Raw genomic sequence first — 18,210 nt, forward strand, 5'->3', positions numbered from 1 at the left:
TTAACTTCAGAGGTACCCATGGTCATCAACGCGTTTCTTGTCGAAGACAAGCCGGACATACGCAAAACACTGGTTGAGGCCATGGAAGAAATCGCACCCCTGCGTTTCGTCGGCCACGCCGATTCCGAGTCCAGCGCCCGCCAGTGGCTGGGTTCCCACCACGATGACTGGGACCTTGCAATCGTCGACCTCTTTCTCGCCGAAGGCTCCGGCTTTGGCGTGCTGAAAGACTGCCAGCACCGCAGCTCCCGCCAGAAGGTCGTGGTGCTGACCAGCCACAACCAGGAAAACATCCTGCACTACTGCCGCGAGCTCGGCGCCGACGAGGTGTTCGACAAATCGCAGGACGTGGAAAAGCTGGTGCTCTATTGCCAGGCCCATGCGGCCAGCCTGGGCGGTACGGCCCCGCTGCTGCCCCAGTAGTCCCCACGTTCAAGCGGCAGGCGTTCTGCTCAGGCGCCCGCTAAAACAAGCCCACACACAAAAGCGGCGCCATGCCGCGACTCTCGCTGCCCGGCAGGCCCTGATGTGAACGCCCGCCTGGGCGCGCTGCATCGCCGCGCCCGCACTCCACGCCGGCTTCTGCGGCAAAACCAGAAAAGTGCTGCCTGCAGCGGCTCCGTTTGATCTGGATCAACAGCGCCCAGGGACCGATGGCTAACCATAGGTGTATCTCGAATGCATCTTATGAAGACCATTCGCGATTCCTTTGAAAGAGTCCCCATGACACACACCGCTTCCCACACCAGGGTCGATCTCCGCGAGCTTGCGCCCAGCGAGCGCCATCCGCTGGTCTTCTCGACATTCGACCAACTCGGCACCGGCCAGGCCATGGAGTTGATCAACGACCACAACCCGAAGCCCTTGCATGCCCGGTTCATGATGGACCTGCCCGGCAGATTCTCCTGGGACTACCTGGAGCAGGGGCCCGACACCTGGCGCGTCGCCATCACCCGGCTTGCACCTGCACAGGGCGGCCGGCAGTGCTGCGGCGCCTGCGGTGGTGGCTGACTTCCACGCATTCCCACTCAAGACTTCCCAAGGAAACCCGATGAAAAACAACAACATGCTGTGGCGCTGGCTCGGCTTCGTATTCGTCCTGTCCTTCGGGGCGCTCGGCTACCTCGGCTGGCAGATCTACCTGACCGCACCGCCCATCCCCAACGCCGTCGTCAGCACCACAGGCGACGTGCTTTTCACGGGCGAGCAGGTGCAAAGAGGGCAGCGCGCCTGGCTGGCCAGCGGCGGCCAGCAGCAAGGCAGTGTCTGGGGCCACGGCGCCTATGTGGCGCCGGACTGGTCTGCCGACTGGCTGCACCGGGAAGCTTTGGCCCTGCAGGCCCTGCGCACGCAGGAGCTTCGCAAGGCGCCCGCCGCGCTCACGGCCTCAGACCACGGCGCAGTCGCAGCGGCGCTCAAGGAAGAAATGCGCCGCAACACCTACGACGCGGCCAGCGGCGCCGTCACCGTCACACCCGCGCGGGCGCAAGCCATCCGCGAGGTGGCGCGCCACTACGAAGGCCTGTTCGGCCACGACGCCAGCCTGGACGCCTTGCGCGAGCAATACGCCATGAGCGAAGGCGCGCTGCCCGACGCAGCCGACCGCCAGGCGCTCGCGGCATTCTTCTTCTGGACATCCTGGGCCGCCGTTACCGACCGCCCAGGAGAAGAAAACCTTTCCTACACCAGCAACTGGCCGCACGAGCCGCTGGTGGGCAACACCATGACCAACTCGGCCGCCATCTGGTCGATGGTCAGCATCGTCCTGCTGCTGGCCTGCATAGCCGCCATGCTGTGGCTGCATGGAAGCCAGCGGCACGGGCCCGAGGCGCAACCGCCCCAGGCCGACCCTTTGCTGGGCGCCGTTGCCACACCTTCGATGAAGGCCACGCGCAAGTACTTCTTTGCCGTGATCGGCCTGATGCTGCTGCAGATCGGCATGGGCGTGGTCACCGCGCATTACGCAGTTGAGGGGTCGTCCTTCTTCGGCCTGCCGCTCGCGCAGGTGCTGCCCTATGTCGTCAGCCGCACGGTGCACACGCAAGTCGGCATCTTCTGGATCGCCACCGCATGGCTGGCCACGGGCCTTTACATCGCGCCGCTGCTGTCGGGCCGAGAGCCCAAACTGCAAAAGCTCGGCGTCGACGTGCTGTTCTGGGCGTTGATCGCCATTGTTGTCGGCTCTACCGCCACCGGCTGGCTGGGCACGCTGCAGCATCGCGGTGTCGACTTCAGTTTCTGGATCGGCAACCAGGGCCTGGAGTTCACCAGCATGGGCCGTGTCTGGCAGCTGCTGCTGTTCGTGGGCCTGCTGTTCTGGGTATTCCTGCTGGGCCGCGCGCTGTGGCCGGCACTGGTCAAACCTTCGGAAACGCGCGGCATGATCGCCATGGTGTTCCTGTCGGCCATGTGCATAGGCGGCTTCTACGCCTCGTCACTCACCTGGGGCCAGCACACCCACTATTCGATGATCGAGTACTGGCGCTGGTGGCTGGTCCACCTGTGGGTCGAAGGCTTCTTTGAAGTGTTCGCCACCGCCGTCGTCGCGCTGATCTTCACCAAGCTGGGCCTCGTGCGCGCCGAAAGCGCCAACCGCGCCATCATCGCCGAGACCATCATCTTCCTGTTCGGCGGCATCCTGGGCACCCTGCACCACCTGTATTTCACCGGCACGCCGATCTCGGTCATCGCCGTCGGCGCGGTGTTCTCGGCGCTCGAAGTGGTGCCGCTGACCCTGATCGGCCTGGAAGCCCTGCAGACTTACCGGCGCTCCAGGGCCATGCCATGGCTCGCCACCTACCAATGGCCCGTGATGTGTTTTGTGGCCGTCGGTTTCTGGAACACCGTGGGCGCCGGCCTGCTGGGCTTTGCCATCAATCCGCCGGCTTCGCTGTACTACGTGCAGGGGCTGAACATGACGGCGGCCCACGGCCATGCCGCGCTGTTCGGTGTCTACGGCATGCTGGGCATCGGCCTCATGCTGTTCTGCCTGCGCGGCCTGTATGCGCGCCACCTGCATGCCGACAACCTGCTCAAGCCCGCCTTCTGGAGCCTGAACATCGGCCTGGCGATGATGGTCTTCCTGTCGCTGCTGCCTGCCGGCATCTACCAGGCCTGGGCCAGCGTCACCAAGGGCCTGTGGTACGCCCGCTCGCCCGAGATCATCCACTCGGGCGTGATGGAAACCCTGGTCTGGATGCGCGTACCCGGCGACATCCTGTTCGCCATCGGTGCGTGCTTCCTGGCCTGGTATGCCGCGCGCCTGCTGCGCCGCCCGGCCGTACAGCCGGCCGGCATGACCGCGGTACCCGCAACGGCGGGGCCCTGACCCGGCAAGCCACCATGAAACTCACGGCTTTCACCGACTACAGCCTGCGTGTGTTGATCTACCTGGCGGCGCAACCAGAGCGGCGCGCCACCATCGCCGGGATAGCGGATGCGTTTGACGTGTCCGAACACCACCTGACGAAGGTTGTGCACTTCCTCGGCAAGAACGGCTGGCTGGCCAACGTGCGCGGCAAGGGCGGCGGGCTGGGGCTGGCAAAAGCGCCGGAGCTGATCGTTGTGGGCGAGGTGGTGCGCGCAACCGAAGGAACGGACGTGCCGGCCGAATGCTTTGAAGAGGCGGGCGGCCATTGCGCCATCACCCGCATCTGCCGCCTGCGCGGCGTGCTTGGCGAAGCGGTCGACGCGTTTTACAGCGTGCTCGACCGCTACACGCTGGCAGACCTCGTTCGCAACCGTCAGTCGCTCGCCAGCTTCTTCACCAGCCAGACGGCATCGGCTTCGCCGGCCGGGCGCGCCTCATGAGCGCAACCCCTGTTGTCGCAGAGTGCATCAGCAACAGTTCGCCGCACACCACGCTACCTACGGATATTCCTGCATGACAACACAGCCCATCCAGTTCAAAAGCCCGCCCAAAAGCGCTCCTGTTCCATCGGCGCAAACGCAAGGCATCGCGCTCTGGCAAACCGGCTTTCGGCCCTTCTACCTGCTGGCAAGCGTGTTCGCCGCGCTGTCGATTGGCCTGTGGGCGCTGCAGTTCGCCGGCTGGCTGGGCCAGCCCTACCTGCAGGGGCCGATGTGGCATGCGCACGAAATGCTGTTCGGCTTCACGCTGGCCGTGGTGGTGGGCTTCCTGTTCACGGCCGGGCGCAACTGGTCCAACCGCCCCACGCCCACCGGCCTGCCCCTGGCCGCGCTGGCAGCGCTCTGGGTGGCCGGGCGGGTGCTTGTGCTCACGCCCTTCGGCTGGGCAGCGGCGGCGGTCAACGTCGCGTTTCCGCTGGCCGCGGCCGCCGCGCTGGCGATTCCCTTCATCGCCGCGCGCAATCGCCGCAACTACTTTTTCATCGGCTTGCTGCTGCTGATGGCGGTGGCCGTGCTGGCGGTGCATCTTGCGCAGCTCGGGCTCATGCAGTTGCCCGGCTGGGTCGGCATTCAGGCCGCGCTTGACGTCATGCTCTTCATCATGGCCGTGATGGGTGGCCGCGTGATCCCCATGTTCACCAACAACGGCGTGCCGGGCGCCAACGCCACCCGCCGCCCCTGGCTCGAGAAAGCCGCGCTGGGCTCGGTGCTGGTGCTGCTGCTGGCCGATGCGCTGCAGCTGCAGGGCGCACCGCTGGCGGCGCTGGCCGGCGTTTGTGCGGCCGCACACCTTGCGCGCTGGGCACTGTGGCAACCGTGGAAGACCATGCACACACCGCTGGTCTGGGTGCTACATGCCGCCTACTTCTGGATTCCGGTGCACCTGGTGCTGCGCGTCCTGGCTGCGGCCGGTTGGGTCACACCTTCGGCGGCAACCCACGCATTGACGGTGGGCGCCATCGGCGGGCTCATCATCGGCATGATGACCCGCACCGCGCTCGGCCATACCGGCCGGCAGCTCCAGGCGGGCCGCACCGAAGTCACCTGCTATGTGCTTGTCCTCGCCTCGGCGCTGGTGCGCGTGTTCGTGCCGCTTATCGCGCCGGCCGAGACGCTGCACGCCGTACTGGTTTCGGCCGCGCTGTGGTCCGCCGGCTTCGCGCTGTATGCCGTGAGCTACTGGCCGGCCCTGACGCGTGCGCGTGCGGACGGGCATCCCGGCTAGGTGACTGGCCGGGTCAGCCCGCCCCGCCACACCAAAGCTGAAAAACAAACACCCATAAAAAAGCGGCGCCAATGCGCCGCTGTTCATGCTGCCCGGCAAGCCGGGCATGCTGGCTCAAAAGCCTCAGAAGCGGTTGTTGCCCTTGGTCACGTCCTTGACGACTTCCTTGGCATCACCATAATTTTTCTGCACAGAGCCTTCCACCTGTTTGACCAAGCCCTTGGCTTGCTGGTCCTTGCTTCCCACGAGCTTGCCGGCAGCTTCCTGTGCCTTGCCAGCTGCGTCTTTGGCTGCGCCTTTGACTTGATCCTTGTTCATGATGACTCCTGATGAATTCGACGGGAAGGTCCAGGAAACCCTGGCGAGACCCTTGCGAGGCCATCGCGAGGGGTATCCCGGGCCAACGTTCGTCGTGTCACGTCAGCCAGTTACCAAGATACCGGGCTGCCGGGAACGCAGCGTAGGCCAAGCACCCAAACGCATGTCGGTCCCTGTTTGCCTGTACACCTTCATCACTCAATCAGCCACCGTCACCACATTGCTGGAGAACGTGATCCGGTCCGGCGCATCCGCCTGCAGCTTGATGGGCGGCACATTGGCGGGCGCGATCGGGTTGGGCGTGGTGCCACTCAGGCCGCGCGGCACGGTGCGCACCACCTGGCTGCCCGGCAGCGGTGCCCCGGTTTTGAGGTGGGCATACATCATGTCCATGGCCTGGATGAAATAGCGGTGCAGCGGCACCAGCCGCTGGCCGTAACCCGGAAACCCCAGGAAGGCATCAAAGTGCTGGGCGTTGGTGACTTCGATGTACGAGAGCTTGCTGCGCGAACCCTCCACCATCTTGTTCAGGCCAAAGTAGGGGCGCGAGGTAAACGCCACCGGCACCAGCGTGTCAGAGCGGCCATGCACGATCAGCGCGGGCTTGCCCTGCAGGTTGGCCGTGCGCAGCACCTGCTGGATGCCCTCGCGCACGCGCAGTGCGTCGGGGGTGTTTCCCGTGGCCAGGTTGCGCAGGCACAGGGCACCGGCGCTGTTGTAGTCCTGCACGTTGCCGGCAGAGATGGAAGCCGCGTCCAGCATCGGGCCGCCCAGGCTGGCGTTGTTGACGATGTTCACGCCCACCGTGGGCGGTATGCCGTTGCCGGTGCCGAATGACGTGGCCAGCGGGCCCGCCGGCGCAGGCACCGGCAGGTTGGGTGTGGGCGAAGCGGCAGGCGCCGTGGCGGCAAAGCTGTAGCCGCAGAGGTTGTCCTGCACGCCGGCCCGCCCGTAGGCATTGGCATACGTCAGCGCCACCGGCAGGGTGGCAAACGAATAGTGCGACGCCTGCAGGTCGTTACCCTCGGGCTGCCAGCCTGCCTGCACCAGCGTGGCCATGGCGCTGCCCGCCTGCTCAGCCGTGGTGTTGCCCGCGACCATGCCGTTGGCCTTGAGCGCACTGCAGCGGCTCGCGGCAATGACCGGGTTGATGGTGTTGAAGACGTTGGTGCCTGGCGAAGCCAGCGCAGCACAAGGCTGCAGCAGGTTGGCCAGCGTGGTGTAGTCATACAGCGGCTTGCCGGTGCCGGCCAGCGTGCTGCTGCCGCGCCGCACGCTCAGCCGCGCATCGGGCACCAGCTGCACCTGCGGCTCGCCCACGGCCACGCCGCTGATGAGCCCTTGCGTGTCCTGCTCGGCCGCGGCCAGCGCGGCACCCGCGCCGTTGGACACGCTGGACGCGATCACGATGGTGTTCGACGGGTTCAGCGTCTTCAGGCGGCCGCCGCCGTTCGGCGAAGGCTTGCCATAGCGCTCGTTCAATACGAAGTAGGCAAACTCCACAGCCTGCAGCGTGTAGCGGCCCCAGTCCTTTTCAGAGTTCTGCTGCGAATGCGCATGCTTGACGGCAAAGCGGTTGGGCGTGGCCGCGTTGAAGGCTGCGCGCTCAGCCTGCGTCAGGTTGGCAGTGAAGTTGGAGGCAGTGCCGGCCGCCACTGCGTCGGCGCGCAGGCCGTTTTGCAGGTGCACCGTGTTGTTCTGCAAGTCGTGCATGCCGCTACCGGTGCCCTTGTCGGTATAGGCCACGGCGCAGCCGTTTTTCAGGCCCCATTCACCCGACGACCCAATGGCGCCGTAGATACCGCGCGAACCGCTCGAGGTGCCGGTGACGATGCATGGGCTTGCCGGGTTGAAGCTGGCCGGCACCTGCACCATCATCGTGACGTTCTGCCGGCCGCTGCCGTCGTCTGAATAGGCGATGTATTCCGTGCCGGCGATCTTGCCTTCACTGGCCGTGATGTTGCCCTTGGCATCCACATTGGGGCCGTACAGCGTGCCGTAGCCGCCGCCGGGGGAAATGTCGAGGATGGCGCGGTAGTTGTTGTAAATCGCAATCCGGCGCAGTTCGGCCGCGCTTGGGTTCAAAGGGTCGACGGGCAGCGGCGCCGTTGCGGCCAGGCCGCTCTTGCCCAGGCCGGCAGTCAGCAAGTCGTCGTTGCCGCCGTCATACACGCCGGTGGTGATGCCGCCCAGCCAGACCGGTTTGATGTTGGGCTGCACGCCCACACCGCTTGCGCAGCCGCCCAGCGCGGCCACTGCCGCCAGGGCCGTGGTTGTTTTGATCAGGGTGAATTTCATGTCGTCCTCCTCGGGTTATTCGTACAACATCATCAGCGCAATGCCGTCTGTATGGGCGTTTTGGATTGTCGGATTTGTAAGGTTTTTCTTGTAAGGGTTTTGCCTCAACCTCGCGTTGGCCCCGGACCGCCTCAAAGGCTTGGTCGCCCCCGCTGCCACAGCGGATAGACGCAGCGAAAAGCGTACGGCCAAAAAAAAGCGGCGCCATGCGCCGCGATTCAGGCTGCCCGGTGAACGAACAGCCGCGTTACCCAGCCACAAGCCATACCGGTTGCAGCATTGGGATTCAACGTGTGCTTCAACCCTTGGGAATCACCAGCTTCTGGCCGACGTGAATCAGGTTCGGGTTGGGCAGGTTGTTGCGCGACTCAATCTCGCCAAAGCGCATGTTGCTTCCCAACGTGGCGGCGGCGATTTTCGAGAGTGTGTCGCCCGCTTTCACCACATAGACCGTTTCGGTTTTGTCGGCGTTCTTGACCTTGGCCAGATTGGTGCTCGTGAAGTATTTCTTCACCAGTTCGCCGTACTCGGGCAGCACTTTGGCCTTGCGAATGGCGATGTTGATGTTTTCAAGCAGCTGGCTGTCTGCCTTGCGCACACCTATCTTGTACTTGATGTTGGAACCCGGGAGCTTGGACACCGCGAACTGCAGGTCTGTCCCGCGGATTTCGGCCACTCCGAAGGGGTAGTCGTAAATCACCGCATCTACCTGGCCCTTTTTGATGAAGTTGTTGATCCAGTTGCGCTCGCCATTGACAGATTCGTCGCTCAGCTCGATCAGACGCGCCTTCGGGAACTGGCGCGACACATACGCCTTGACGTCGGGGTCGCCCTTGAGGATGCCGACGGTCAGGCCGTTGAGGTCTTCAACGCTCCGGATAGAGGACACCTTCGGTGTAATGAGGGCGTAGCCGAAGTCCTCGACATACGGAATGGAATACACCACGCCCGGCAGGTCTTCGTCGGTAAAGGTGAGGCCGTCAATGGCGATGTCCACCGTTGAATTGCCCCGGTTGTCGTTCTTGAGCAGCGCAGCCGGCACATCGGGGTAGGTGTCCACGATATGGTCGGTGTCGATGTTGATTTGCCCGCCCTTGGGCGTGAACTCGCTTTGGGCGAAAAGCACCTTCAGGAATTCGTAGTTAAACCCCTGCGGCTTGCCGTTTTCAACGTAATAAAAGGGCTTGGCCGGCGACTGCACGCTGACGCGCACTGTGCCCTTGTCCACGATGCTCTGGAAGGTTGCCCCGCCGCCCGCGGCCGGAGCGACAGCCGCCGCCTTGGGCGCGGGCGCGTCGGCGGGTGGGGCCGGATTGGCCCCTGCGCCGGGGTTGCCGCTCATGTTGGCAGGGGCGCGCGAATCGAGGTATTTCATGCCGCCATACACGGCGCCGCCGACGACGGCAACAATCAGGATCAATCGGGGAATAGGTTTGAGGGCCATGGCTTTAGTCCGCTTTGCGTTTTCTGGTTTCGGAAGTCTTGTTGAAGCTTATTTTTTGTCTGCTGAATTTTTCTGGAACCAGTCCACCCCGTCGGCGCGCGCTTCCACGGGTACGCCCTGCGGGCTGCTGACGATACTCACCGGCAGGCCGGGCGACGGGTTGTTCTCGATCAGGAGGCGCTTTGAATCGCCCAGCACCAGCGACTCGGCATTCTTTTCCCACTCGGCCAGCATCTGCATCGCATCGCCTTCGTACACACCATTTTGCAGGTCGACGGAGCGCATGAAACTATCGGACATGCGGGCGAAATCCTCGATCTCGCCGATCTTCATCGCATAGTCGGCCGCCAGGTATTCGTTGGCCATGTCGAACATGGCGCGCGTGTCAGGGTCGCCGTTGATGATGGCTTGCGCAGACTTGATGGCCGAATGGGCGTTGTCCATCATTTCCTTCTTGCGCTCCTTGACCTTGATCTCGCTTTGCATGTCCTTGATGAGGAAGTTCGACACCTCCTGGTACTTGGCGAGCACGCGGTACAGCAGTTCCAGTTTCGCCAGCAGGTCCTGATAGGTCAGGTTGGCGTCGTTCATGCGGCCCACTTCACGCGAAGCCAGCGCTGCGTCCATCGTCTTGTTCTGTTTTTTCGCCTCGCTCATCAGCCGCAGGGATCCGTCGCGCGACTTGTTGTTGTTGGCAATCTCTTCCTTGCACTGGCGAATCATCCCGGAAAGCTTGGCGATGCGGGTGTTCATGTTGGCGAGCTTGTCCTGCAGCTCTTCCACATAATTTTTCATGATGCCGATGGGATCGATTTCCACGAACACTTGCGTGATCTTGCGCATCAGGCTCATGTACATGTACTTGCCCAGGCGCCAGAAACGCTTGTCGGTAATGATGAAGCCGAGCACCACCACCACAACGCCCAGCAATGCGGCATAGATGGTGTTTTGCAGCAGCGTGATGATGTAGGGCAGAGCCTTGTAAAGCAGGAAACCGGCGCCGGCGATCAGGCTGACGCCAACGATCTGGCCGGTCACGCCTTCCGGGCGCTCCCAGAACGATTTGGGTTTGAAATTCTGTGGAATGAGGTTCACAGTTCTGTCCTTTGATTCTGCGTGTACGGATCAGGAATGTTCAGCGCTTCAGGTGCCGAGGTAGCGCACGACTTTTGCCCTGGCTTCCACCAGCTGGGCCTTGACCACGGCCAGAGCGCTTTCAAACCGGATGTTGACTTCAACGATCTCCGCGCGCTTGGCCGCAATTTCTCTTTCGAATCCGGCGATTTTTTTGTGGGCGGTCTCCACTTCCTGCTGAATCTGCCCCAGCCTTTCCTGCAGGCGTGCGCGCTCTTCGTCCACCTTGGCGACCGAAGCACGCAGGGAATCTATCTCCCGGATTCGTGCATTGATCTGCAGGTCCTGCTGGTTTTTGGCCTGGCCATGAAAGCGCTGGGATTCCGCTTCAAGCGCGGGAAGATGCTGCATGTCGATGGACTGGACGATCTGGTCCACCGTCCGCGTCTTGCCCACAATGCCGAATGCGGCCTTGTAGCGCGATGCCTCGTCAGGAATGAAGGCCTCCAGCGGCGTGACGGCCTCTACCAGCGCCGTATAGGCCGTGGTTTTTTCCATCACGACTTCCATCATGCGGTCCACCATCGGATTTTTGGCTTTGGCGGCCGCCACATTGGCCGCGGCCGATGGCAAGGGAGCTGGCGCCGTGACGGCAGATTTGTCCGCAGAGGCAGGCGCGCCGGGCGTGGGTTCAGGCTCAAACAAGACGTCCCGGAGTTTTCCAAAAAAGCCGGATCCGCCCTCGGGTGGCGTGGTGTTGTCTGTCATGGTTCCCTCACTCCTCGGTAACAATTTTTTCGGCTCACTTGCGGCTGTTTTCCAGGCGCAGGCGCGTCTCGCGGCCATTAGTCGTTGATGACTATATAGCAGCACCTGGTTTCTTCCCCAAAACCAAGGGTACGAGCCCCTTTCAGTCGGACACAATGTCTGATTTCCCAGACACCCTGCCCACCTTCCCTGCTTTACTTTTTACTTACTTCGCGTCGCTGTACACCGTGGCGCGCGAAACGCCCATGTGCGCGGCGGCAATCTCGGCGCCGCGGCGAATCTCCAGGTAGCCGGCTTTCTTGAGGTCTTGCACCAGCTGCTTGCGGTCTGCGGGCTTGAGCGAGCGTGAGGTCGTGGCGCGGGCCGCGGCAAATTCGTCAATGCACTGCTGTATGCGGTCGGCATTGGCGGCGTCCAGCGTTTCGGTGACGGCGCTGCTTTCAATCGCGGTGAACTGCGACATCGCCGCCTGGAAACCGTTGAACAGCGTCAGGTCCACGTTCAGGCAGATCGCCGCCACATACTCGCCTTCTTCATTGCGAATGCCCACTGACGTGCTCTTGACCTTGCGGCCGTCGGCGAACTGGTTGGCGTAGTTGGCGATTACCGCGGGGTAGTCCGGGTCCTGGATGCGCGCCAGGCCCAGCTCGGTGGCGGGCTGGCCCAGGCGTCGGCCGCTCAGGTTGTTTTCAATCGCCAGAATGGCGTTCTTCGGATGCGTCAGGTCGTGCACCACCACTTCGCAAAACGGCGCAAACGTTTTGCCCAGGCCTTCGGCAATGTTTTTCAGCTCGGCGAGCAGATGTTTGTTGCTGGGCGTTTTACTGGGTTTTTTCATGGTGCACGGCCTCCGGCGAGTCAGGCGATTCGAATTTCAGACAAATTGTCCAGACGGCCATCGTATCGCACCACGCTGCATGTATGGAACAAAAAGCCGGCGCCCGTGCGCGGCAGCCGGACACCACGCGCAAGCAAATTCCTACACAGAGCCTGCCCGGCCTCCTGCACCGCACGGCCGCCACAGCAGCGAAAGTACAACGCTATCTGCCGCGGCGTGCTTCTTCGCGGCGTCTGTTCCTCCATACCCAAATCAACCCAATCAACAACCACCCCTTCAAAGGAGGCCCTCATGTTGAACCGATTGAACCGATTGAACCGATCAAAATTCAAACTCAGCAGCGTGGCACTGGCCGCCGTGGCCGCTTCTGCCCTGGCACTGGCTGCCCTGCCTGCCGCGGCCCAGACCAGCACCACCGCTGGCACCCCAACAGCGGCCGACGCCGGCAAGCTGGCCCGTGCCGACAAGGGCATGCTGGACGACCTGGCCCAAGCCAACATCGCCGAGATCGAAAGCGGCAAGATGGCGCTGGAAAAATCACAGAACGCCGAGATCAAAAAGTTTGCGCAGCAAATGATTGAAGACCACAACAGCGCGCTGGCCGAAGTGCAGGCACTGGCCCGCGCCAAAGGCGCGACCTTGCCCGACGGCCCCGGCGTGATGGCCAAAACCAAAGCCACCGCAATGAAGGCCCTGTCAGGCAACCTGTTTGACACGGAATACGCCAAACGTTCCGGTGTGGGCGACCATGAAGCCACCATCAAGCTGCTGACCAAGATCCAGAAGGACGCCAAAGACGCCGACCTGAAGGCGCTGGCCGGCAAGATGCTGCCCAAGGTGGAAGCCCATCTGGAAATGGCCAAGGCTGTAGTACCGACCAAGTAAGCCGCCAAGTAAGCTACTCATCGCGGGCTGTGGCACGCGCCCTGGGTTTCCCCACTTTTTTAGGAAGACGCTATGTCAATTATCTGGACCATCATCATTGGCTTCATCATCGGCTTTGTCGCCAAGTTCCTGATGCCCGGCCGCGACCCTGGCGGCTTCATCATTACCGTGCTCATCGGTATTGCGGGCTCATTCCTTGCCACCTACCTGGGCGCGGCCATGGGCTGGTACCAGCAAGGCGAAACGGCCGGCTTCATCGCCGCCGTGCTTGGCTCCATCGTGCTGCTGCTGGGCTACCGCCTGATCGCCAAGCGCTGAGCAGGCCGTAAAAATGCCAGCCAGACGCCCCGGTGCATTCACGTGCACCGGGGCGTTGTGCTGTGCGGCTCACGCGTGGGTGCCTTGCGAAAAAAGTTTTAAACCTGACCGCCGCGCCGCTGCCTGGGCCGCCCTTTTGCAGACCCGCCGCGCCTGAGAGTGACGTGCGCAAATTCCCTCTTGAAATTTTTTTGGCGATTCCTACATCCTCTTCCCGGGCGCCGGAAGCCGCTTTTTTTGGCGATTTTCTGGCGCACTGATGTTCAACCCGTATGGAGGTTTTCGCCATGTACCGATCGTTATTTCCGCGCGACATGTTCGCCGAACTCGATCGCCTGCAGCGCGACGTGCAGCAGGCCTTCGATCTGTCTCCCAGCATTCGCGGCTTTGGCCGCAGCAGCTTTCCCGCCCTGAACATTGGCGGCACGCCGCAAACCGTAGAGGTGTATGCCTTTGCACCCGGCATTGACCCGAAGTCACTCGACGTCAGCCTGGAGCGCGGCCTGCTCACCATTGCCGGTGAGCGCAAAACCGAGCTGCCCGAAGCGGGCGCGCAATCAACGCTGCACATCAATGAGCGCTTTGCCGGCAGCTTCCGCCGCGTGCTCACCGTGCCCGACGACGCCGACCCCGACGCCGTGAACGCCAGCTTCAAGGACGGCCTGGTGCACATCACCATCCAGCGGCGCGCATCGGCCCAGCCGCGCCGCATCACCATCCAGTGAAAGGAGGCATGCCATGAACTACGCAAACACCCAACAAACCGGCGGCAACAGCGGTGCCGCACGGAGCAGCGGTAATGGAAGTGCCAACAACGGCAGCACCTCCGGCCGCAGCATGCAAACCAGCCAGACGGGCGAAGTGGCGCAGAAAGACACCTCGCGCTACGGCAATGGCGCACTGACGCCACCTGTCGATGTGGTGGAAGACAGCACCGGCATTACCCTGTATGCCGACCTGCCCGGCGTGCCGCGCGACAAGCTGCACCTGCAGGTAGAGGCCGATACGCTGACGATAGACGCCGAGTCGGCCCTGTCTGCGCCCGAAGGTTTGCAGTCAACCCACACCGAAGTGGGGCTGGGCCGCTTTCACCGCGTGTTCACGCTCAGTAAGGAGCTGGACACCGAGAAAGTCAGCGCCGAACTGGCGAACGGTGTGCTGAAGCTGCGCATACCCAAGGCGCAGCACGCACAGCCCCGGCGCATCGAAATCAAGGCGGCTTGATCGCACCCCGCACGGCCGGGCCTGCCTGCTTACTTGGCCGGCACCGGCGTGCGCTGCGCCGGGTCGTAGAAGAACGTTTCTTCGGCAATGCGCTCGCCTTCCCAGCGCTGGTAAGCCAGCTCTTCCATGCGCATGGCGCTGCCGTCGGCCCACACAAAATTGAACACCCAGCGAATGACCACCTTGTCACCGCTGATGAATACCGGCCGCACGCAGGTTGACGTGACCGACTTCACGCGCGCCATCACTTTCGCCTCACCTTCCACCAGCTTGTCGCGCCCGCGGCGCGGAGGCTGCTGGTTCTCCTGCATGGTGGCGTCGGGCGTGTAGAACTCTTCAATCGCTTCGGTGTGCGCGTTCTGTTCAACGCGGGCAACAAAGCGGTCTACGGTTTCAGGCGTGGGCATGGGTTTCCTTGGCTTGTTGTTTGATTCACGGCTGTTGATGCGCATTGGTCTCATGGCCGTTTCATCGCAGCCATGGTTCTACGGCAAAGCGCAAGTGTTGCATGCCGCGCCATTTGCTGCAGACAGCAACGGCCATCCTGACAACGGGCCAGGATCATTCAAGTTTCAGAGGACGAAGAAAGAAGCCCCAGCGCTAACTTGGGCGCTTGGCAACTTCAACCAATGGGTCCGCATGCCGATGCACCAGCTTCCAGGCATCCCCTTCGCGCCTGAACACTTCCGTCACCCGCAGCTTGTTCGCCACGGGCTCTGGCTCACCCTTCATGCGGGCCTGCGCTTTTTGAATGCCCGTCCAGAAGGCAACGGTGTCGCCCGCAGCCATGTCAAGAATCTCCAGCTGCGTCGTGCTGCCCGGCTCAAACCGGCCGGCATCCTGCTGGTAGCGCGACCACACTTCCTGCGTGCCCCGCACCACCCCGCCGCCCGGGCTCATAAAGGTGGCCGGTGACTCCTGCGCCACAACACGCCCCAGCGGCGCCGCGTCACCACTGACATACGCGGCTGCGACGTGCTGCCGCTCTTTCATCAAGGTTTTGAAATCCTGCTGTTGTTTGCTCATCTTATGTCTCCTTAAAAGGTCAAGGTAAGCCTGGCGCGCGGGGTGCGGCGTAGGACAAGGGAGGAGGGGGAAAGCGGAGAAGTCGCAATACGCGGCATTTTGGTGAATATTCACATGCAAAATTCGTACGTTCTAGCGGCTTGACCGCAGAAGCACCCTAGCTGCGATGCGACTTCGGGTCCATGATGATCGTCACAAATTGTTAATGGTTCGGTGACTACTGAATGGCGACCCTTATCCCCTCAATCGGCACTTGCGTTTCCCGCATGACCAGCGGCGAAAGGCGGCTGGCCGAACGACTGGAGCAAAAGCTCGACGACGACTATCTCCTCTGGTACGACGTGCCGGTTGGCCCCAAATACGCACACCCTGATTTTGTGGTGATGCATCCCCGGCGCGGCTTGATGGTGCTGGAAGTTAAGGACTGGCGGTTGAGCACCATCCAGCGTGCCGACAAGCAGACCTGGGAAATCCTTCAAGATGGCATTCCCAAAAATGTCATGAACCCTCTTGAGCAGGCGCGCCAATATACGCACCAGGTGGTCGACGCCTTACAGCGCGACAAACAGCTGGTGCACGAAGACGGCAAATACAAAGGCAAACTGGCCTTTCCGTGGAGCTACGGCGTGGTATTTACCGGCATCACCCGCAAGCAGTTCGATGATGCTGAACTCGGCAATGCCATAGAACCCCACCGCGTGATCTGCCAGGACGAGATGCTGGAGCCAGTGGGTGCAGAGGAATTCCAAAGCCGGCTATGGGACATGTTCCCCTACATGATGAACGGCATCATGTCGCTGCCGCAGCTGGATCGTGTGCGCTGGATCATGTTCCCTGAAGTGCGCGTTCAAACAAGCGGCGAGCTGTTCAACGACAGCGACGAAGGCGCCGAACTGCCCGACATCATGCGTGTGATGGACTTGCAGCAAGAGCAACTTGCTCGCAGCCTGGGGGATGGCCACAGGGTCATTCACGGCGTGGCGGGCTCAGGCAAGACCATGATCCTCGGTTATCGCGCTGAATACCTTGCCAAGGCGCACACACCAACATCGAAGCCCATCCTCATCCTGTGCTTTAACGAACCGCTGGGCGTGAAGCTCCACAGCGTGATGAACGCCAAGGGCTTGAGCGGCAAAGTGCATGTGCGTCACTTTCATAAATGGTGCCGTGACCAATTAGTGGCCTTTGGACAAGCTCTACCGGGGCAAGTGAGCAGTAAGCAGTTTGTGGAAGAGCTGGTGCAGCGCGTCATTACATCCGTAGACCGCAAGCACATTCCGAGTGGCCAGTATCAGGCCGTCATGATTGACGAGGGCCACGACTTTGCGCCTGAATGGCTCAAGCTCATCACGCAGATGGTCGACCCGGCGACCAACAGCTTGCTACTGCTCTTCGACGATGCGCAAAGCATTTACGATCGCAGTCGTACCAAGCAGTTCAGCTTCAAGAGCGTGGGCGTGCAGGCCCAAGGCCGCACTACGGTTTTGAAGATCAACTATCGCAACACCAAGCAGATCCTGCAAACCGCCAATCTGATTGCAGCCGATTTGCTGACTGCAGACGACCGGGATGATGACGGGATCCCCCTGCTCAAGCCCATCAGCTGCGGCCGCGATGGCGAAGCACCACTCATCATTCGCTTACCCACACTGCGCGATGAAGCATTCGCCATTGCCGACCACCTGGCCAACGCCCACAAAGAAGGCTTTGCCTGGGGAGACATGGCGGTACTGTGCGCCGACACGAGGACACGCGATCTGTGCGCACAGGCGTTGGCACAACGCAAGTTGCCAGTGGAGAACCGCCTTGGCCCGGGAGACTTCGACCCCGCCAGCAACAAGATAAAAGTCATGACCATGAAGGTCAGCAAGGGTTTGGAGTTTCCCGTGGTGGCCTTACCCGGCGTAGGAAACATGCCCGCGCCAGGGGAAGACGAGAAAGAGGCTGCGCGGGTGTTTTATGTGGCGGCTACGCGTGCCACGCAGCGGCTGGTGATGGGAGTGGGTGGGGATCGCGGGTTTGGGGTGAGATTGAACGCCGGATGAACAATTCAGAGAAGACGCGTTAGCCAAGATATTGCAACCACACAAGTATCGCGCTTGCACCGCCGAGCCCACGACCTCGCATTTCGGCACGAATCTTATCTCCCACATTTTTTTGAAATCAAACAATAAGGCAGGAGGCGCCATGAAATCATTTGAGCACGGAGTAGAAGAACTTCTAAAGTTACTGGAACTGAGTAAACAACATTGGCTCTTAGGTGCAGGGGCAAGCGTGGTATCGGGGATTCCACTTATGTATCCCCTCACAGCACGGGTAAAAGCATTGCTTGCGGGACAAGCAGCTGTGATATTTCAAAGCATCATGGATGACCTCACACCAGAGGCGCATGTAGAGCATGCACTGAGTCATTTGGGCGACTTAATAGCTCTGGCGGAACGTTCCAAACTAAAAACGGTAACCTTAGCCGCAACAAATATCCCTCTGGCAGCCTTGGAGGCTACCTACAAAACAGTTATTCAGGCGATCGCCACTACTGTTCGCTATGGCTACCGCCCGGCCGCAGGCGGTGTCGCAGAACTCATCGGTACACATGTAGCACCGCTGGTAGAGGTTGATGCCCATCAGCAGTTTGTAAAACAATTATTTAAAACTCGTAGCAACCTCGAAGCAAGATCAAAAGTAAGCTTCATCACGACAAACTACGACACACTACTAGAAGATGCTCTTGCAATGGTGTGTGGATCTGCCTCAAAGTGCGCCGCTGTTTCCGCGATTTTGTTGCCTCGATTACCAGCCAGGTGGCCAGCTTCTCGGCGTAGGGATCGAGCTTGCTTGAGCTGACCCGTCTTGGGTACTTAGGCTCGCTCTCCTCTGATCGCAGGTGCTTCTTCACGGTGTTGCGAGCCAGGCCTGTACGCC

At 61.6% G+C, this 18,210-nt stretch carries 18 protein-coding genes and 1 pseudogene; 10 read left to right on the top strand and 9 right to left on the bottom strand.

Translation table 11 applies throughout. The features are described from left to right. Positions 1-18 precede the first annotated feature (18 nt). The 5 genes from AC1DYQ_RS15965 to AC1DYQ_RS15985 all read left to right on the top strand — a co-directional run bounded on the left by AC1DYQ_RS15965 (position 19) and on the right by AC1DYQ_RS15985 (position 5,095). Positions 19-423, top strand: coding sequence for a response regulator (locus AC1DYQ_RS15965; RefSeq protein WP_457282037.1), 405 nt, complete (start codon positions 19-21; stop codon positions 421-423). A gap of 300 nt (positions 424-723) precedes the next feature. Continuing rightward, on the top strand, positions 724-1,011 hold the full coding sequence (locus tag AC1DYQ_RS15970) for a DUF2249 domain-containing protein (protein ID WP_477687575.1): 288 nt from the start codon (positions 724-726) through the stop codon (positions 1,009-1,011). 40 nt (positions 1,012-1,051) lie between these two features. Beyond that, complete coding sequence (locus AC1DYQ_RS15975) at positions 1,052-3,328, top strand: nitric-oxide reductase large subunit (protein ID WP_477687576.1); 2,277 nt, start codon at positions 1,052-1,054, stop codon at positions 3,326-3,328. A gap of 14 nt (positions 3,329-3,342) precedes the next feature. Then, a complete protein-coding gene (locus AC1DYQ_RS15980) occupies positions 3,343-3,810 on the top strand; it encodes an Rrf2 family transcriptional regulator (RefSeq protein WP_477687577.1) in 468 nt (155 codons plus the stop codon). 73 nt (positions 3,811-3,883) lie between these two features. After that, complete coding sequence (locus AC1DYQ_RS15985) at positions 3,884-5,095, top strand: NnrS family protein (protein WP_477687578.1); 1,212 nt, start codon at positions 3,884-3,886, stop codon at positions 5,093-5,095. A gap of 123 nt (positions 5,096-5,218) precedes the next feature. Here AC1DYQ_RS15985 and AC1DYQ_RS15990 read toward each other — a convergent pair whose 3' ends face one another. From AC1DYQ_RS15990 to AC1DYQ_RS16015, 6 genes are all read right to left on the bottom strand, one after another. Further along, positions 5,219-5,413 carry a CsbD family protein gene (locus AC1DYQ_RS15990; RefSeq protein ID WP_477687579.1) on the bottom strand — a complete coding sequence of 65 codons (195 nt, stop codon included), beginning with the start codon at positions 5,411-5,413 and terminating at the stop codon, positions 5,219-5,221. Between the two features lie 198 nt (positions 5,414-5,611). Next, a complete protein-coding gene (locus AC1DYQ_RS15995; protein WP_477687580.1) occupies positions 5,612-7,711 on the bottom strand; it encodes a D-(-)-3-hydroxybutyrate oligomer hydrolase in 2,100 nt (699 codons plus the stop codon). Positions 7,712-8,009: 298 nt separating this feature from the next. Continuing rightward, complete coding sequence (locus AC1DYQ_RS16000; protein WP_457282030.1) at positions 8,010-9,155, bottom strand: transporter substrate-binding and LysM peptidoglycan-binding domain-containing protein; 1,146 nt, start codon at positions 9,153-9,155, stop codon at positions 8,010-8,012. Positions 9,156-9,203: 48 nt separating this feature from the next. Next, positions 9,204-10,250, bottom strand: coding sequence for a hypothetical protein (locus AC1DYQ_RS16005; protein ID WP_477687581.1), 1,047 nt, complete (start codon positions 10,248-10,250; stop codon positions 9,204-9,206). A 48-nt stretch (positions 10,251-10,298) separates the two neighbouring features. Further along, positions 10,299-10,997 (bottom strand): zinc ribbon domain-containing protein, encoded by a 699-nt coding sequence (locus AC1DYQ_RS16010; RefSeq protein WP_477687582.1) that lies wholly within the window; start codon positions 10,995-10,997, stop codon positions 10,299-10,301. 205 nt (positions 10,998-11,202) lie between these two features. Then, entirely contained in the window at positions 11,203-11,835 is a 633-nt protein-coding gene (locus tag AC1DYQ_RS16015; protein ID WP_477687583.1) for a helix-turn-helix transcriptional regulator, read from the bottom strand. A 291-nt stretch (positions 11,836-12,126) separates the two neighbouring features. Here AC1DYQ_RS16015 and AC1DYQ_RS16020 point away from each other — a divergent pair, with 291 nt between their 5' ends. From AC1DYQ_RS16020 to AC1DYQ_RS16035, 4 genes are all read left to right on the top strand, one after another. Beyond that, positions 12,127-12,720 (top strand): DUF4142 domain-containing protein, encoded by a 594-nt coding sequence (locus AC1DYQ_RS16020; protein ID WP_477687584.1) that lies wholly within the window; start codon positions 12,127-12,129, stop codon positions 12,718-12,720. A 72-nt stretch (positions 12,721-12,792) separates the two neighbouring features. Beyond that, positions 12,793-13,038, top strand: a complete 246-nt coding sequence (locus AC1DYQ_RS16025) for a GlsB/YeaQ/YmgE family stress response membrane protein (protein WP_457282025.1) — start codon at positions 12,793-12,795, stop codon at positions 13,036-13,038. A 287-nt stretch (positions 13,039-13,325) separates the two neighbouring features. After that, positions 13,326-13,763, top strand: coding sequence for an Hsp20/alpha crystallin family protein (locus tag AC1DYQ_RS16030; RefSeq protein ID WP_477687585.1), 438 nt, complete (start codon positions 13,326-13,328; stop codon positions 13,761-13,763). Between the two features lie 112 nt (positions 13,764-13,875). Further along, positions 13,876-14,262, top strand: coding sequence for an Hsp20/alpha crystallin family protein (locus AC1DYQ_RS16035; RefSeq protein ID WP_477687603.1), 387 nt, complete (start codon positions 13,876-13,878; stop codon positions 14,260-14,262). Between the two features lie 29 nt (positions 14,263-14,291). Here the strand turns inward: AC1DYQ_RS16035 and AC1DYQ_RS16040 are convergent, their stop codons facing one another. Together AC1DYQ_RS16040 and AC1DYQ_RS16045 are read right to left on the bottom strand one after the other, a co-directional pair. Then, positions 14,292-14,669, bottom strand: coding sequence for a nuclear transport factor 2 family protein (locus AC1DYQ_RS16040; RefSeq protein WP_477687586.1), 378 nt, complete (start codon positions 14,667-14,669; stop codon positions 14,292-14,294). A 193-nt stretch (positions 14,670-14,862) separates the two neighbouring features. Further along, the gene (locus AC1DYQ_RS16045; protein ID WP_477687587.1) at positions 14,863-15,288 is read right to left on the bottom strand and encodes a YybH family protein; all 426 of its coding nucleotides are present in this window, start codon (positions 15,286-15,288) and stop codon (positions 14,863-14,865) included. Between the two features lie 224 nt (positions 15,289-15,512). On the opposite strand from AC1DYQ_RS16045, the gene AC1DYQ_RS16050 reads away from it, so the two are divergent. After that, positions 15,513-17,333: a DEAD/DEAH box helicase gene (locus AC1DYQ_RS16050; protein ID WP_477687588.1), complete on the top strand. Its 1,821-nt coding sequence runs from the start codon at positions 15,513-15,515 to the stop codon at positions 17,331-17,333. 686 nt (positions 17,334-18,019) lie between these two features. On the opposite strand, the pseudogene AC1DYQ_RS16055 reads toward AC1DYQ_RS16050, so the two are convergent. After that, positions 18,020-18,210, bottom strand: a pseudogene (locus AC1DYQ_RS16055) (IS21 family transposase); the annotation flags it as partial.

The organism is Polaromonas sp. P1_F4 (genome assembly GCF_056405675.1).

What these genes read in the sequence shown, in the direction of transcription:
- AC1DYQ_RS15965 (WP_457282037.1), top strand. Translation starts at nt 19, where the DNA reads ATGGTCATCAACGCGTTTCTTGTCGAAGACAAGCCGGACATACGCAAA.
- AC1DYQ_RS15970 (WP_477687575.1), top strand. Translation starts at nt 724, where the DNA reads ATGACACACACCGCTTCCCACACCAGGGTCGATCTCCGCGAGCTTGCG.
- AC1DYQ_RS15975 (WP_477687576.1), top strand. Translation starts at nt 1,052, where the DNA reads ATGAAAAACAACAACATGCTGTGGCGCTGGCTCGGCTTCGTATTCGTC.
- AC1DYQ_RS15980 (WP_477687577.1), top strand. Translation starts at nt 3,343, where the DNA reads ATGAAACTCACGGCTTTCACCGACTACAGCCTGCGTGTGTTGATCTAC.
- AC1DYQ_RS15985 (WP_477687578.1), top strand. Translation starts at nt 3,884, where the DNA reads ATGACAACACAGCCCATCCAGTTCAAAAGCCCGCCCAAAAGCGCTCCT.
- AC1DYQ_RS15990 (WP_477687579.1), bottom strand. Translation starts at nt 5,413, where the DNA reads ATGAACAAGGATCAAGTCAAAGGCGCAGCCAAAGACGCAGCTGGCAAG.
- AC1DYQ_RS15995 (WP_477687580.1), bottom strand. Translation starts at nt 7,711, where the DNA reads ATGAAATTCACCCTGATCAAAACAACCACGGCCCTGGCGGCAGTGGCC.
- AC1DYQ_RS16000 (WP_457282030.1), bottom strand. Translation starts at nt 9,155, where the DNA reads ATGGCCCTCAAACCTATTCCCCGATTGATCCTGATTGTTGCCGTCGTC.
- AC1DYQ_RS16010 (WP_477687582.1), bottom strand. Translation starts at nt 10,997, where the DNA reads ATGACAGACAACACCACGCCACCCGAGGGCGGATCCGGCTTTTTTGGA.
- AC1DYQ_RS16015 (WP_477687583.1), bottom strand. Translation starts at nt 11,835, where the DNA reads ATGAAAAAACCCAGTAAAACGCCCAGCAACAAACATCTGCTCGCCGAG.
- AC1DYQ_RS16020 (WP_477687584.1), top strand. Translation starts at nt 12,127, where the DNA reads ATGTTGAACCGATTGAACCGATTGAACCGATCAAAATTCAAACTCAGC.
- AC1DYQ_RS16025 (WP_457282025.1), top strand. Translation starts at nt 12,793, where the DNA reads ATGTCAATTATCTGGACCATCATCATTGGCTTCATCATCGGCTTTGTC.
- AC1DYQ_RS16030 (WP_477687585.1), top strand. Translation starts at nt 13,326, where the DNA reads ATGTACCGATCGTTATTTCCGCGCGACATGTTCGCCGAACTCGATCGC.
- AC1DYQ_RS16035 (WP_477687603.1), top strand. Translation starts at nt 13,876, where the DNA reads ATGCAAACCAGCCAGACGGGCGAAGTGGCGCAGAAAGACACCTCGCGC.
- AC1DYQ_RS16040 (WP_477687586.1), bottom strand. Translation starts at nt 14,669, where the DNA reads ATGCCCACGCCTGAAACCGTAGACCGCTTTGTTGCCCGCGTTGAACAG.
- AC1DYQ_RS16045 (WP_477687587.1), bottom strand. Translation starts at nt 15,288, where the DNA reads ATGAGCAAACAACAGCAGGATTTCAAAACCTTGATGAAAGAGCGGCAG.
- AC1DYQ_RS16050 (WP_477687588.1), top strand. Translation starts at nt 15,513, where the DNA reads ATGGCGACCCTTATCCCCTCAATCGGCACTTGCGTTTCCCGCATGACC.